16 protein-coding genes are annotated in these 15,034 nt (G+C 37.2%); 9 read left to right on the top strand and 7 right to left on the bottom strand.

Features of this window, described 5'->3' with window-relative positions:
* The first annotated feature begins 178 nt into the window (after positions 1-178).
* Entirely contained in the window at positions 179-1,135 is a 957-nt protein-coding gene (locus EW15_RS01350; RefSeq protein ID WP_038651023.1) for an NAD(P)/FAD-dependent oxidoreductase, read from the top strand.
* Positions 1,136-1,158: 23 nt separating this feature from the next.
* On the opposite strand, the gene EW15_RS01355 is transcribed toward EW15_RS01350, so the two are convergent.
* The 3 genes from EW15_RS01355 to EW15_RS01365 are packed head-to-tail and all read right to left on the bottom strand — an operon-like array spanning position 1,159 to position 4,158.
* Complete coding sequence (locus EW15_RS01355; RefSeq protein ID WP_038651026.1) at positions 1,159-1,440, bottom strand: P-II family nitrogen regulator; 282 nt, start codon at positions 1,438-1,440, stop codon at positions 1,159-1,161.
* Between the two features lie 11 nt (positions 1,441-1,451).
* Positions 1,452-2,444, bottom strand: a complete 993-nt coding sequence (locus EW15_RS01360; protein WP_038651029.1) for a sodium-dependent bicarbonate transport family permease — start codon at positions 2,442-2,444, stop codon at positions 1,452-1,454.
* 46 nt (positions 2,445-2,490) lie between these two features.
* Positions 2,491-4,158, bottom strand: coding sequence for a SulP family inorganic anion transporter (locus EW15_RS01365; RefSeq protein ID WP_038651032.1), 1,668 nt, complete (start codon positions 4,156-4,158; stop codon positions 2,491-2,493).
* A gap of 142 nt (positions 4,159-4,300) precedes the next feature.
* Here EW15_RS01365 and EW15_RS01370 point away from each other — a divergent pair, with 142 nt between their 5' ends.
* From EW15_RS01370 to EW15_RS01395, 6 genes are all read left to right on the top strand, one after another.
* Entirely contained in the window at positions 4,301-5,236 is a 936-nt protein-coding gene (locus tag EW15_RS01370; RefSeq protein WP_038651035.1) for a DnaJ C-terminal domain-containing protein, read from the top strand.
* Between the two features lie 34 nt (positions 5,237-5,270).
* Positions 5,271-6,269 carry a porphobilinogen synthase gene (gene hemB, locus EW15_RS01375; protein WP_038651037.1) on the top strand — a complete coding sequence of 333 codons (999 nt, stop codon included), beginning with the start codon at positions 5,271-5,273 and terminating at the stop codon, positions 6,267-6,269.
* Positions 6,270-6,318: 49 nt separating this feature from the next.
* Positions 6,319-6,723: a VOC family protein gene (locus tag EW15_RS01380; RefSeq protein ID WP_038651040.1), complete on the top strand. Its 405-nt coding sequence runs from the start codon at positions 6,319-6,321 to the stop codon at positions 6,721-6,723.
* Between the two features lie 15 nt (positions 6,724-6,738).
* Positions 6,739-9,153, top strand: a complete 2,415-nt coding sequence (locus EW15_RS01385; RefSeq protein WP_038651043.1) for an endonuclease MutS2 — start codon at positions 6,739-6,741, stop codon at positions 9,151-9,153.
* Positions 9,154-9,252: 99 nt separating this feature from the next.
* Positions 9,253-10,242, top strand: a complete 990-nt coding sequence (gene cgtA, locus EW15_RS01390; RefSeq protein ID WP_038651046.1) for an Obg family GTPase CgtA — start codon at positions 9,253-9,255, stop codon at positions 10,240-10,242.
* 77 nt (positions 10,243-10,319) lie between these two features.
* Positions 10,320-10,502 carry a hypothetical protein gene (locus EW15_RS01395; RefSeq protein WP_011294220.1) on the top strand — a complete coding sequence of 61 codons (183 nt, stop codon included), beginning with the start codon at positions 10,320-10,322 and terminating at the stop codon, positions 10,500-10,502.
* 69 nt (positions 10,503-10,571) lie between these two features.
* On the opposite strand, the gene EW15_RS01400 is transcribed toward EW15_RS01395, so the two are convergent.
* The 3 genes from EW15_RS01400 to EW15_RS01410 form a co-directional block, all read right to left on the bottom strand.
* Positions 10,572-10,790: a CP12 domain-containing protein gene (locus EW15_RS01400; protein WP_011294221.1), complete on the bottom strand. Its 219-nt coding sequence runs from the start codon at positions 10,788-10,790 to the stop codon at positions 10,572-10,574.
* Positions 10,791-10,958: 168 nt separating this feature from the next.
* The gene (locus EW15_RS01405; protein ID WP_038651050.1) at positions 10,959-11,621 is read right to left on the bottom strand and encodes a DUF2301 domain-containing membrane protein; all 663 of its coding nucleotides are present in this window, start codon (positions 11,619-11,621) and stop codon (positions 10,959-10,961) included.
* A gap of 9 nt (positions 11,622-11,630) precedes the next feature.
* Positions 11,631-12,605: a glutathione S-transferase family protein gene (locus EW15_RS01410; RefSeq protein ID WP_038651054.1), complete on the bottom strand. Its 975-nt coding sequence runs from the start codon at positions 12,603-12,605 to the stop codon at positions 11,631-11,633.
* A gap of 43 nt (positions 12,606-12,648) precedes the next feature.
* On the opposite strand from EW15_RS01410, the gene EW15_RS01415 reads away from it, so the two are divergent.
* On the top strand, positions 12,649-13,566 hold the full coding sequence (locus tag EW15_RS01415; protein ID WP_038651056.1) for an aspartoacylase: 918 nt from the start codon (positions 12,649-12,651) through the stop codon (positions 13,564-13,566).
* Here EW15_RS01415 and EW15_RS11520 read toward each other — a convergent pair.
* Positions 13,557-13,691, bottom strand: a complete 135-nt coding sequence (locus EW15_RS11520; RefSeq protein ID WP_011823078.1) for a hypothetical protein — start codon at positions 13,689-13,691, stop codon at positions 13,557-13,559. The genes EW15_RS01415 and EW15_RS11520 overlap by 10 nt on opposite strands.
* A 198-nt stretch (positions 13,692-13,889) precedes the next feature.
* On the opposite strand from EW15_RS11520, the gene psbA reads away from it, so the two are divergent.
* Positions 13,890-14,972, top strand: coding sequence for a photosystem II q(b) protein (psbA, locus tag EW15_RS01420; protein ID WP_011294225.1), 1,083 nt, complete (start codon positions 13,890-13,892; stop codon positions 14,970-14,972).
* The last annotated feature ends 62 nt before the right edge of the window (positions 14,973-15,034 follow it).

The raw sequence follows: 15,034 nt of genomic DNA on the forward strand, positions 1-15,034 counted from the left end.
CAATTAAATCTATTTAGAAGATTGTTTGTTATTGTTCATCTTAGAAAATTTTCATTAGAGTTGGACAAGCAAACATTTGATTTGATTTGGGGAAAAAGTTTAATCTATTAACCCAAGTGATCTCAACACATTACTTTCTCTTCTTGAAAGAGAGCAAAACCTACTAAGAGAATTTCCATTGGAAACCATTGAAACTGATGTTGTCATAGTTGGTGGTGGGCCTGCTGGTTGCAGTTGTGCGCTTTACACCTCCCGAGCAGATTTAAGAACAGTAATCCTTGATAAGAATCCTGATGTAGGTGCGCTAGCAATAACCCATCAAATTGCTAATTATCCAGGAGTTTCAAGCGAAATGAGTGGAGAGGCCTTGTTGAAATTGATGAGAGATCAGGCTACCCAATATGGGGCTGATTATCGAAGAGCTCAAGTTTTTGGAGTAGATTCTAGTGGTGACTGGAAAACTATCTACACCCCAGAAGGAACTTTTAAAGCAAAAGCACTTGTTGTTGCAAGTGGTGCAATGGGAAGGCCAGCATCATTCAAAGGTGAGGCTGAATTTCTTGGTAGAGGAGTTAGCTATTGCGCGACTTGTGATGGAGCTTTTTACAGAGATCGTGAGGTTGCCGTTGTTGGTATCAATAAAGAAGCAATCGAAGAAGCAAATGTTCTTACAAAATTTGCTTCTAAAGTTCATTGGATAACATCTAATGATCCAAAATCAGATGACCATCATGCGCAAGACCTCTTATCAAAACCAAATGTAAACCATTGGAGTAAGACTAGGTTAATGCAGATCGAAGGTAATGATGCTGGTGTAACAGGCATTAAGGTCAAAAATCGTTCAATTGATACTCATCAAGATTTAGCTCTTGAAGGAGTTTTTGTTTACATGAGCGGATCAAAGCCAATTACAGACTTTCTTGGTGAACAGGTTGCTTTTAAGGAAGATGGCGGGGTTTTGGTGGATGATTTTATGTCAACAACAGTAGAAGGGGTTTGGGCAATTGGCGACATTAGAAATACCCCTTTTAAGCAAGCTGTTGTAGCCGCATCGGATGGATGTATAGCCGCTATGGCAATAGATAGATATTTAAATAGTCGAAAATCAATTCGTGTCGATTGGGTTCATGCGTGACAAAAATAATTGAGAAGTATTTTTCAAAGAGGAGTTGCTTCTGAAACATATGCAACACCTCCGTAGTAACTCAAAACAGATTTTATATTCTCTCGTATTTTATCAATTATCTCTTGCTCACAAAAAATAATTACATGTGCATTTGATCCAAATCCTGTAAATTCCATATCTTCTGTGATAATTCTTTCTGGGCCTCTTCCAGTTGCATGTTTCATAACTGTATAGCCAGGAACTTCAGCCTTTTCTAATGCTGATAGAACATCATCTAGTTCTCTTTCACTAAAAATCAAGTCTAGTCTTTTCATGTTTTTGAATATTAAATTTGAGGAATCATTGTGTTTACTAAGCTCATATAAACAGGTATTCCAAATATTATGTTAAAAGGAAAGGTTAAGCCTAGAGTGGTTGAAATGTAATAACTAGGTCTAGCTTCAGGCACTGTCATTCTCATTGCTGTTGGCACCGCAAGATATGAAGCACTTGCACATAGAACAACAAATAAGAGTGCGTTTCCAGGATCTAAATTTAGTAATCTTGCCACGACTGAACCTAATATTGCATTAACTATTGGCATCAATATCGAAAATATAATAAGAAAAGCACCGGTTTTATTTAAACGAGCGAGCCTTTGAGCTGCCACAATTCCCATATCTAGTAAAAAGAAACATTCAGCCCCATAAAAAAGTTCTCCAGTAAATGGTTCCATTTTTTTTATGTCAGAGGGATCAACAGCTGATGTTAAAAAACCTATTAAAAGGCTTCCAAGTAATAAATAAACTGAACCATTAAGCATTGACTCATGAAGAATTGAGCCCCATTTCATTTTTCTTTTGATAGGCCTATCTTTGGTTGCTCCAAACTTAACTAATAGAAGACCAATTATTATTGCTGGAGACTCCATAAGTGCTAAAGCTGCAACCATAAAACCATCAAAGGGTATATTTTGACTTTCTAAAAAGCTTTCAGCAGTTATAAATGTAACGGCACTTATTGATCCATATGCTGCAGATATTGCGGCTGCATTAAAAACATCAAATTTAAATCTTAGTATTACAAAGCAAATTAGAGGGATTAAAAGAGACATAAATATTGCAGCAACCACAGTTGGAAGAACTGGATAACTGAAGCCACTTTTCTGAAGTTCAATCCCTCCTTTGAAGCCTATTGCAAGTAAAAGATATAAAGAAAATAATTTTGGTAGGGGAGCTGGAATCTCAAAGTCAGACTTTAATGCGTATGCAATTGCACCCAAAAAGAAAAAAAGTATGGGCGGACTTAAAGCATTTTGGATGAAAAGGTTTTGTCCCATTTCTTGTTAGTTCTTAAAGCAAGCAATCAGATAAAAGTATTAATTATCAACTATTCAAGCTATCAATTGCAGCTGTGAGCGCTTCTTTTCTGGTACCAATTACATCAACTCCAAATTTAGCAAGCCTGTCCTTTACTCTTCCTGTTGCACCAGCAACATATGCTTCCCTTGAGTTGTTTAGCGCTTCCTGAACCATATCTTCTATTGCGAGAGTCGCCGTAACTCCAAGTCTAGGAACATCTGTTATGTCAAGAATTAGAACCTTATAGTTTCTTACAAGCATCATTCTTTCAGTAATTCCTTTTGCTGCTCCAAAGCTAAGTGGTCCTTTTAATCTGAATAACATTACTTCTCCCGCACAACGATCTAGAAGTGCTTTCTCATCTGAAGGGAGTTGTGCATTTGCTGCATTGTTATTTGATGATGAATCGAATGGATTGTCAGCTTCCATTCCTTCCAATTGTGTCTCTGTAATTGAATCGATCGTGAGCATATTTGCTATGAATACTCCAACTAGTACAGCCCATATCAAGTCCCAAAAAACTGTCATCAAGAGGACTCCATACATCACACTTGCCGTTTTCAGCGAAAGTTTGTGGGCTCTTAATAGAAATCCCCAATCAATAATATCTAAGCCAACTTTGATTAAAATTCCTGCAAGAAGAGATGTAGGAATCTGAGCGGCTAGAGGACCAGCACCAACAAGAACAAATAGCAATACAACTGAATGAACCATCCCTGAGATTGGGGTGGAACCTCCAGATTTGACATTAATTACTGTTCTCATAGTTGCCCCAGCACCAGGCAAACCTGTGAAAATTCCAGCTACTGCATTTCCAATACCTTGTCCAATTAGCTCTCTATCAGAATTGTGCCTAGTTTGAGAAATATTATCTGCTACAAGAGATGTAAGAAGAGAGTCAATAGCCCCAAGAACAGCAAGGACTAGGCCAGCTTTAAGAATTATTGGGAAGAAATTGCCAAAGCTTGGATCTGGAAGACTTAAAGAAAGTCCACCCTCTGGTATCGCGCCTATTCGGTCTATTGAACTATCGCCAAAAAGAATTATTGATAAAGGAGTAACTATTAGTAATGCTAAAAGAGGTGAGGGGACCCATTGACTTATTTTCCGGGGGGTCAAAAACACTATCACAAGTGTCATTGCTGCTACTGCTATTGCAGCTCCATTTGGTTCGAAATTATTAATTAAAGTTGAAAGAGATTCTAATACTCCTCCTCGAGTTGATATCCCAAGTAAGGGACCTATTTGAAGAGTAATTATGATTACTCCAATTCCAGACATAAAGCCTGAAACTACTGAGTATGGAACAAGCGTTATGTATTTACCAAGCCTTAGTAAGCCAAATAAAATCTGAAATAATCCTCCAATAACTACGGCAGCCATTACTAAGGGAAGAATTTCTCCAGCAGATAAATCTCTAGGTACTCCTACAGCCGCTAAGCTCGCCACTACTCCAGCCACAGTGACGCTCATAGGCCCAGTCGGACCACTAACCTGAGAAGGTGTGCCTCCAAATAAAGCGGCGAGGAAGCCAACTACAACTGCCCCGTAAAGACCATAAATAGCGCCTCCAGGACCAAGAGCAGCATTGCCAAACGCTAAAGCTAGTGGTAATGCCACAACTGCAGCTGTTAAGCCACCTAAAACATCACCTCTAATATTTTTTAGGTGAAAGCCATTAATGAACGCCAATCGACTCTCCTTACTTGATTTGACTTGAATAAGCCTATCTCTTCAAGGTTCAATTACGCTCGGCATTCTCAATTTTTACATACTAGATTTAGATAAAATCAGTAAAAGATTGACTCTTAGCACTTGAAAAAGCTTTATTTTTATGGAATTAAACGGTTTTAAGGATTATTTCAAAATTCTTGGCATTAGTAGAAATGCTACCGAAAAAGAAATTAAAAGTGCATTCAGAAAACTTGCTAGACAATTTCATCCTGATTTACATCCACATGATGAGAAGGCTGAGTCAGAATTCAAAGAAATCAATGAAGCTTACGAGATTCTTTCGGATGAGGCTAAAAAAAAGTCTTATGAACAATATCTAAGTTATAGCTTCAAAAATAGAGATAGAAATTCTAGAGATTTTTATACAGAAGATAATGTTAATCAATTTGGTGAATATCTAAACTTTGAAGATTTTATGAGTGATTTAATTGGAAGATTTAGCGAGGTTGGTCAAAATATTTACTCAAATATATCTTTAGATAAGAATACTCGATCACTAAATCTTGATGCAGAATTTAATTTGCAGATTAGTTTTGTAGAAGCTTTGAATGGGGCAAAAAAGAATCTTTTGGTGAATGATGAACGTATCGAGGTAAAAATCCCACAAGGAATTGAAACAGGATCAAAAATACGAATTAAAAATAAGGGGAACATTCATTCTGGAAAAGGGAAAAGAGGAGATCTATTGATTGAAGTTAGTATTAAATCTCATCCGATTTGGAAAGTTAAAGGTTTAGATGTTTATGCAGATTTACCTCTTTCTTTAGATGAATTTGCTTTGGGAGCAAATATTACGGTTGCCTCTCCTCAAGGCGATGCATATTTATTAATACCTTCAGGAAGTTTACCCGGGCAAAAATTGAGATTAGAAGGCAAAGGATTACATAACTTGGATACCCAAGGAGATTTGTTTTTTACTCTTGAATTAAAGCTACCTGAAAATTGGTCAGCTGATGAGTTGAGACTTCTTGAAAAGCTTAGATCTGTGCGAATAGATGAACCTCGATCAAGTTGGTTCGAGAAGGCTAGGACTTAAAGGAAGTAAAATGTCGTTATCTTGATTGGTCCATATGGATCTTACTTATCGGCCCCGTCGTCTTCGCAGAACAAACTCTTTAAGAGAAATGGTTCGAGAGAACTCTGTCTCTGCTTCTGACTTCATCTACCCTCTTTTTGTTCATGAAGGTTCAGATACTCAAGAAATAGCCGCGATGCCAGGTACAAGTCGCTGGCCCATAGATGGATTGATTGATGAAGTTAAGCGTGCTTGGAATCTAGGTATTAGATGTGTCGTTATTTTCCCAAAAGTTCCTGACGGGCAAAAAACAGAAGATGGAGCTGAATGCTTTAATGAAAAAGGTTTAATACCAAGGACTATTGAAAGATTGAAAAAAGAGATACCGGAAATGTGTGTTATGACTGATGTTGCTTTAGATCCTTATTCTTGTGATGGTCATGATGGAATAGTTAGTGATGACGGGATAATTTTGAATGATGCAACTGTTAATTATTTGTGTAAACAAGCTGTTGTTCAGGCACGAGCTGGAGCAGATTTAATTGGCCCAAGTGACATGATGGATGGAAGAGTTGGAGCAATAAGAGAAGCCTTAGATGATGAAGGTTTTGAACATGTAGGAATAATTAGTTATACGGCAAAATATTCATCTGCATATTATGGACCGTTTAGAGAAGCTTTAGATTCTGCTCCTAGATCAATATCTAATAAGCCTATTCCGAAAAATAAAAACACCTATCAGATGGATCCAGCTAATGCTAGGGAAGCAATAACTGAAGCTCAGCTTGACGAACAAGAAGGATCAGACATCCTCATGGTTAAACCAGGTTTGGCTTACTTAGATATTATTTACCGTTTAAGAGAAGAATCAGAACTACCTATCGCTGCGTATAACGTAAGTGGGGAGTACTCGATGGTCAAAGCTGCTGCTCAAAGAGGCTGGATAGATGAAAGAGAAATTGTTTTGGAAACTTTATTGAGTTTTAAAAGAGCAGGAGCAAATTTGATCCTTACATATCACGCATGTGATGCCGCAGGATGGTTAAAAGAATAATAAAGTTGATTAAGAAAATTACTAAAATTTGAACCTTCAATCAAAAGTAATGCAAAAAAAACAGTCTGAATTAAATATTGAAAGTGTTCATCGACTCGGTCATGTTGCTATAAGAGTTGAGGATGTCAACAGAGCTAAAAGCTTTTATATGACCTTGGGAATGAAGCTCATATGGGATGATACTGATTGGTGTTACTTAGAGGCGGGGGATAGTAAAGATGGTTTAGCTTTACTTGGCCCTAGCTATAAAGCTGCTGGTCCTCATTTCGCATTTCATTTCACTAATAAAGATGAGATCAAAAGAATTCATGACTCTCTAAAAAAACGAGGGATCAAGGTTGGTGCTTTGCATGATCATCGAGATGGGACTTCTTCTTTTTATTTAAAAGATACAGAAGGTAATTGGTTAGAAATGCTTTATCACCCATCAACAGGAATACCAACAAATCAATAGACTTTAGCTAGACGAATGGGATTAACAAAAAATCATGATGATTCTAAAAAGACACAAATAATATCAGAGTCTTTGGATTTGCTTGAATGGCCAACTGTTTGTAGCCATTTGTCTACATTCGCTCTTACTCAACAAGGTCGTAAAAAATGTGAAAGCTTTGATTTGCCACGAAATCTATCTTTAAGCCAAGAGCTATTGTCCCAAACATTAGAAATTGGGTCATTAGATAGTTCTCTTAATGCAGGAATATCTTTTGATGGTGTTCATGATTTGGAAAATATACTTTTGATATGCTCCAAAGGAGGTATTGCTATTGGTGAGGATTTATTAAAAGTAGCTGATACTTTAAGAGCTGCTAGAAAATTACGAAAACTAATATTTGATCAAGTGATACGTCCACGACTTTCTGAATTACTCAAAGATGTTGCAACTTTGCCAGATTTACAAAAACTCCTCGAATTCGGGCTTGATGAAGGAGGGCGAATTGCAGATCGTGCTAGCCCAAAGCTTTCTGAATTACGACGTTATAGAAATTCCGTACGTCTTCAAAGAAAAGATATTCTTCAAGATATCATCCGGAAATATGGTGGATTACTTCAAGATAATATTATTTCAGAGAGGTATGGACGACCTGTTTTAGCGTTTAAGGCTGGGACTTCTGATCAAATCAAAGGAATGGTTCATGATAGTTCGGCCTCTGGGAACACGATATATGTCGAGCCCCAAGTTGTCATATCAATAGGAAATCGTTTAGCTAAGATAGATTCTGAAATCTCAGATGAAGAGAGGAGACTTTTAGCTGATTGGAGTAAAGAGGTTGGTCTTAATGCAATTGTAATAGCTCATTTAGTAGAGATCCTTTTGCAAATTGAGTTTGCATTGTCTCGAGCACGTTATTCTAAATGGCTTAATGGGGTCCCTGCAATTCTTGATCAAGAAGAACATTCACTCTTTGAGATCAAAGATTTTCGTCATCCTTTATTAGTATGGAATGACTTCCATGAGAAAAAGAATACAGTAGTTCCAACTAGTTTTGATGTCGCCCCTGATTTAAAAGTTGTTGCGATTACAGGCCCTAATACTGGAGGGAAAACAGTTGCTTTGAAAAGTATTGGTTTAGCAGTTTTAATGGCAAAAGCGGGGTTGCTTTTGCCATGTACAGGCTCACCAAGATTACCATGGTGTAAAAATGTTTTCGCTGATATTGGTGATGAGCAATCTTTACAGCAAAATTTGTCTACATTTAGTGGACATATTCTTCGTATAAGTCGAATACTCGACGCTATAGATGTATTCCCTGGTACGACTCTCGTTCTTTTAGATGAAGTTGGAGCTGGAACTGATCCAACTGAAGGCACAGCATTGGCCATGGCACTCCTACAGGTAATGGCTGATAGAGCAAGATTAACTATCGCGACTACTCATTTTGGACAATTAAAAGCGCTCAAATATAGTGATTCAAGATTTGAAAATGCTTCAGTTTCTTTTGATAGTGAAACTATACAACCAACTTTTCATTTGCAATGGGGAATTCCTGGTCAAAGTAATGCAATTGAAATTTCAAAGAGACTTGGTCTCGATGAGCAAGTAATTATAAGTGCTCAAAAATTTATCAACCCTGAAAGGGTTGATAATGTTAATCAAGTTATTCAAGGCTTAGAAAAACAACGCGAGCGTCAGCAATCAGCAGCTGAAGATGCTGCTGCATTATTGGCTAAAACCGAATTACTACATGAGGAATTACTTAATAGTTGGCAGAAACAACGCCAACAATCGGAAGAGTTTAATGAACAAGGAAGGTTCAAATTGGAGTCATCAATTCGTGAAGGTCAAAAAGAAGTTAGACATTTAATTAAACGCTTGCGCGATCAAAACGCTAGTGGTGAGACAGCAAGAATTGCCGGTCAACGATTACGGCAAATAGAAAAGGGATATCGAAACGACAAGCGAATTAACCGCACACAGAGTTGGACCCCAAAGATTGGGGAAAAAGTTAGATTGTCTTCTATTGGTAAAGCAGGTGAAATAATTTCTTTTTCAGATGATGGAATGCAATTAACAGTGCTATGCGGCGTATTTCGAAGCAAAGTCAATTTAACCGAAGTTGAAAGTCTTGATGGTCAAAAGGTCGAAATAAACCAAAGTGTGCAAGTAAAAACTTCGCAGGTAAGAAAGAATGTATCTTTAGTAAGAACTAAAAAAAATACCTTAGATGTAAGAGGGTTACGCGTTCATGAAGCCGAGGGGGTAATTGAAGAAAAATTGAGAAATTGTTCCGGAGCTTTATGGGTTATTCATGGAATTGGTTCTGGAAAACTGAAAAAAGGTTTGAGGAAATGGTTTGCTTCACTTCCATATATTGAAAAAGTAGCCGATGCTGAACCTCATGATGGCGGCCCTGGATGTAGCGTTGTGTGGATGGTTGATTGAAATTGAGGTGAAAGTTATAAACAGTGTTTTAAGTTCTTTAATTTAGCAAGGATGAATGTAAGAATTATTATTTAGTTAATTGATTAAAGATATTTCTAAATGCAATTTATTGATCAGGCTATTATTGATGTCAAAGCAGGTTCGGGTGGTGATGGGATCTCTGCTTTTAGAAGAGAAAAGTATGTTCCCGCAGGTGGCCCTGCGGGTGGAGATGGAGGACAAGGAGGAAATGTTGTTTTAGAGGCTGATGATAATTTGCAAACTCTGTTGGATTTCAAATTTCAGAAATTAATTTCTGCTGAGAATGGCCAACGCGGTGGTCCCAATAAATGCACTGGAGCATCAGGAAAAGACACTGTACTTAAAGTTCCATGCGGAACAGAGGTAAGGCATCTCTCTACAAATATTATTCTTGGTGATTTAACTAATAAAGGCCAACAACTTATTGTCGCGTTTGGTGGAAAAGGAGGTTTCGGGAACGCTCGCTATTTATCAAATAGCAATAGAGCTCCAGAAAAATTTACTGAAGGGAAAGTAGGTGAAGAATGGTCATTGCAATTGGAATTAAAACTTCTAGCAGAAGTAGGAATTATTGGTTTGCCCAATGCAGGTAAAAGTACTTTGATTTCTGTACTCTCCTCTGCAAGACCAAAGATTGCTGATTATCCATTTACAACTTTAATTCCAAATCTCGGAGTAGTAAGAAGACCCTCAGGAGATGGAACAGTTTTTGCGGATATTCCTGGTTTGATTTCTGGAGCCTCAAAAGGTATTGGATTAGGGCATGATTTTCTTCGGCATATTGAACGAACAAAGGTTTTGCTTCATTTAATTGACTCAGCATCAACGGACCCGATAAATGATTTCAAAACCATTAATGAGGAATTAACGTCTTACGGTCATGGTTTGATTTCTAGGCCTAGAATTTTTGTTCTGAATAAAAAAGAACTATTAAATGAGAATGAAATTAAAAAACTTCTAAATAAAATTGAGAAACTGACTATGAAAAAGGTACATATAATTTCTGCAGTAACGAAATTTGGTCTGGATGATTTGTTGAGTTCTATTTGGAACGAACTTGGATATTAATTAATTGTTATGAGTGAATCATACCTACTTGTCTTACAGTTGTTTCTTGGTCATAACTAAAGAGAGTTATTAAAATTATGGATTTTTACAGTTGTTTTGATGGACAAGGAGAAATTATTGCTCGCTGCCAGACAGATCAAGATATTAATGTTCTGAAGAAAATGGGTAGACCAATCGCTGAAGTACGTCACATGAAAAATGAGGAGGCAGTTGTCTGCTCTTTAACTGGAAGTCCTTCAGATTTTAATATGGATTATTAATAGGATCTAATAGACCAAAAAAGGGAGGCTATAGCCTTCCTTTTTTGGTCTATTAATTGTTTTTGAATATTAATCGTCGTATACCAAGCACTCAGGTTCGTCAGGGTTGGCGTCGCAGAAGAGTTCCAGCGCATTTGGGTCATGCTTGTCTTCAGGATGATGCTCTTTATATTCCTTGAGAGAATTAAGTTCATCTTCTAAATGATGGAGCTTGGAATCATTCCCCTGAGCTTTTGCTTCTTGGATCTCGGATTCATCCTTTTTAATATGCTCGTCAATAGTTTTCATAGCGTCTTTTAGGAGCAGGATCGTTTGACTAATACATTAATTATGACGGAGGAATATTGCACGTGGATTGTAAATTTGGTTGGATTTCCTCACCATTCCCTGACTTAAGACCTACAAAAATTATCTTTGTGTGGGTTTTCTCTTTGAATTGACAATTGGTTGATTTATTCAAGTATCTGATACTTTTAGCTTTCTTTGGCTTTCTAAATAATCAAAAACGCTTTTATCTCCTATATCAGCTTCTGCTGGAAGGTTGAATTTCCTTATTCCCATTGATAGCAATAGCAATGACGACACAACTAGTGTTGCAAAAGTAAAACTTTCATCGGCTAATTCAGTTAAATATCCAATTAAAGCTATTGGAATAAAAATCGTTATCCCTATTGCTTCAATTCTTCTGAAACAAAAAAACTCTTTGAAACCGATCCCAGTTAAAGAAGCAAAAAGTGGACCGACAAGTAATATCGATTTTGGATTTTCTCTGAGACCATATATTAAATTTGTTACTCCAAAATGATATAAAAGTATCAACAATCCAATACAACCAAGTACCCAGAAAATTGTTAGTGTTTGATGTAAAGGTCTTAAATATATATGTATCCACTTAAGACTTAAACCTATACTTATTGCCATGCATAATAGCCAAATCCATATTTGATTAGATCCATTGAAAAACCATTGAGCTATTCCTATTGAAAAGAATAATCCGCAGAAAAGAATTGACAATCGGTAAAATAAAACTTCTTTTTTATCATTAGAAGTAACTATGAAGTCTCCATAGACTCCTTTAATAGGATTTGAGGATGAAAAATAAGAATTTTCTTCTTTCATAGTTGATAATTAATTGTTGATAGTTGTTGTAATATCTTCTCCTTTAGGAATAATACTACTTGGATTTAAAGGGAATAAAGCTCCAAAATAATCTTTTCTCCAAGTATCAACATCACATGTTTTCTTTATATTGTACATATTAAAAATCTTTCTCCTCCATTTGATTATATGCGGAAATGATTTTATTGGTTTATTGCTACATTTGAATAGTGGGTAATAAATTGCTTCCCATCTGATAAGGGTAGGGAAAAGTCTTATATCAGCAATTGAAAGATTTTTTCCACAGAGCCAAGGACCATTTGATTGAAGATATTCTTCTACAATATTTAGAGCTGAGAATAAATCTTTTGAAGCTTTTTCATAAGCTTTTTGATTTCGAGCAAATCCACATTTATAAACTCCATTATTAATATTTTCTTGAATTAGATTCTGCCAGTTAATTATTTTTTTTTGATATTTGCTTGGGTTAAGGTCTATGTCTTGATTGTACATAGGCCAGTTGTTTAATATCTTGACAAGCTCAGCGCTTTCATTGTTTATAAGTCTTAATTTTGATTCCGGTTCCTTACCAGGATCGAAAAGCATTGGTACTGTTGCTCTTCTTGATTGATAATTCCCACATTTTCGATAAAGCTCTTGAAGAGTTCCACAACCTTTTATTGGAGGGTCTAATATCCACCTCCCTCCTCCGTTGTCTACTTGAGCAATGTGAAGATTGATTGATTTCTTTAATCCTTTGACCTCGTAAACCATCCATGCTCTATGAGCCCAAGGGCAGCTTTTGCCAATAATTAAACCTGGTAATTGATTTGAATCTCTACTTTTTAAATCTTCCTTGGTAGGGATTTGAATTTGTTTTTGAACATTTATTGGCCTCTTGTAAGTTCCATGAGAATCTGATGGGGCAAGACCATTCATTAATATTTTCCATTCAAAACTCCATATGTCTCTCGCCGCTTTTACAAATATTGGTGGTATGGCCATGAATTTCTTTTAAGATTATTTTTATCTATGGGTTTGTTGATTAATGAAGCAGCTACAAGTACTGCTAGTGGCTGGTACGCATGGTAATGAAATAAATGGTATTTGGCTTTTTGATGAATGGAATAAATCATCCTTTTTAATAAATACACACGGGATAAAAACTTTTAAGGTAATTGGCAACCCTGAGGCGAAAAAGGCTGGGAAAAGATATATACACAATGATTTGAATCGGAGTTTTCAAGAAGAACCAAACATCTCAATCAACTCTTCAAATTGTGAGAGAACTAGAGCAAGTGAGTTAGTGAATCTTTATGGAGAGGCAGGAAAAAACCCATGTCAAATAGCATTAGATTTTCATACAACGACTTCCTCTATGGGGAGTTGCTTAGTTGTTTATGGGAGAAGAGATGCGGATTTGGCCTTGGCTTCTTTGATTCAGAATCAATTAGGTTTACCAATATATATCCACGAATCTGATCAAAAACAAACAGGTTTTTTAGTTGAATCTTGGCCTTGTGGACTTGTCGTAGAGATTGGTCCCGTTGCTCAGGGCCTTCTGAATTCGGGAATTATTTCGCAAACAAAATTGATTCTCGAGACTTTTATGGAACAAATTCATCAGGTTAAGAACTTAAATCTATTCTTTCCTGATAAGTTGATAATTCACAGGCATATTAAAAGTATCGATTTTCCTAGAGATGAAGAGGATAATATTGATGGATATGTGCATTCTCTAAGGCAATCTAAGGATTGGCAAGAATTGAAGAAAAATGATGAATTGTTTTGTAAGTTAAATGGAGAAATAATTAGGTTTGAAGAAGATCAACCTTATATTCCTGTATTTATAAATGAAGCAGCTTATGCGGAAAAAAATATCGCTATGAGCTTTACCAAAAGAGAATTATGGAATTTCAAAAAAGAATGGAAACAATCACTGATTGATTTAATACATCAAAAGTAAGTTCTCTCGCTCCAATAGATAATTGCCCCTTGAGCCTCTAATTCATATTTTCTGTGGCGAGCATCACTCAGAGGAACTCTTTCTTCAAGCCTATGCCCATTAATCAGCCACTTGATTAGAACCAATTTGTGACCTCAAACCCTAAATATGAAGAGAATCTTAAGACGTCATAAGTGCCTCAAGAGCTCAAGCTACTGATTCTCTTCATAAATTGTCCTACATTTTAGTCACGAAAGGGGGCATTCTCCTTTATTATCACGTCTGGCAGTCTAATTAGCTGCTCTTATTTATTCGTCCCTTTAGGGACATACACATTCGTCCTCATGACCACCATTCAGCAGCAGCGTTCTTCGTTGCTCAAAGGTTGGCCACAATTCTGCGAGTGGGTTACTTCCACCAACAACCGTATCTATGTCGGTTGGTTCGGTGTATTGATGATCCCTTGCCTTCTTGCGGCAACAACTTGTTTCATCGTTGCATTTATCGCTGCTCCTCCAGTTGATATCGACGGTATCCGTGAGCCAGTAGCTGGTTCATTCATGTATGGAAACAACATCATTTCTGGTGCTGTTGTTCCTTCAAGTAACGCTATCGGCCTTCACTTCTACCCAATCTGGGAAGCAGCAACTCTTGATGAGTGGCTATATAACGGCGGCCCTTACCAGCTTGTAATCTTCCACTTCCTTATTGGTATCTCTGCATACATGGGACGTCAGTGGGAGCTTTCATACCGTTTAGGTATGCGCCCATGGATCTGTGTTGCTTACTCAGCACCTGTATCAGCAGCTTTCGCTGTATTCCTTGTTTACCCATTCGGTCAGGGTTCATTCTCTGATGGTATGCCTCTAGGAATCTCTGGAACATTCAACTTCATGTTCGTTTTCCAGGCTGAGCACAACATCTTGATGCACCCATTCCATATGGCTGGTGTAGCAGGTATGTTCGGTGGTGCTTTGTTCTCTGCAATGCACGGTTCTTTGGTTACTTCATCACTTATCCGTGAGACCACAGGACTTGATTCACAGAACTACGGTTACAAGTTTGGACAAGAAGAAGAGACATACAACATCGTTGCAGCTCATGGCTACTTCGGTCGTTTGATCTTCCAATATGCAAGCTTCAACAACAGCCGTAGCCTTCACTTCTTCTTGGCTTCATGGCCAGTGATTTGTGTTTGGTTGACATCTATGGGCATCTGCACCATGGCGTTCAACTTGAACGGTTTCAACTTCAACCAGTCTGTAGTTGATACTTCAGGCAAGGTTGTACCAACCTGGGGTGACGTACTTAACCGTGCAAACCTTGGTATGGAAGTAATGCACGAGCGTAATGCTCACAACTTCCCACTTGACCTAGCAGCTGCTGAGTCTACTTCTGTAGCTCTTGTTGCACCTGCAATCGGTTAAGTCTTTAACTTGATTTTTTAAAGCCCTCTTTTAGAGGGCTTTTTTTTTTGCCTTTTTTTTAT

It is taken from the genome of Prochlorococcus sp. MIT 0801 (genome assembly GCF_000757865.1).
Taxonomy (GTDB): domain Bacteria; phylum Cyanobacteriota; class Cyanobacteriia; order PCC-6307; family Cyanobiaceae; genus Prochlorococcus_B.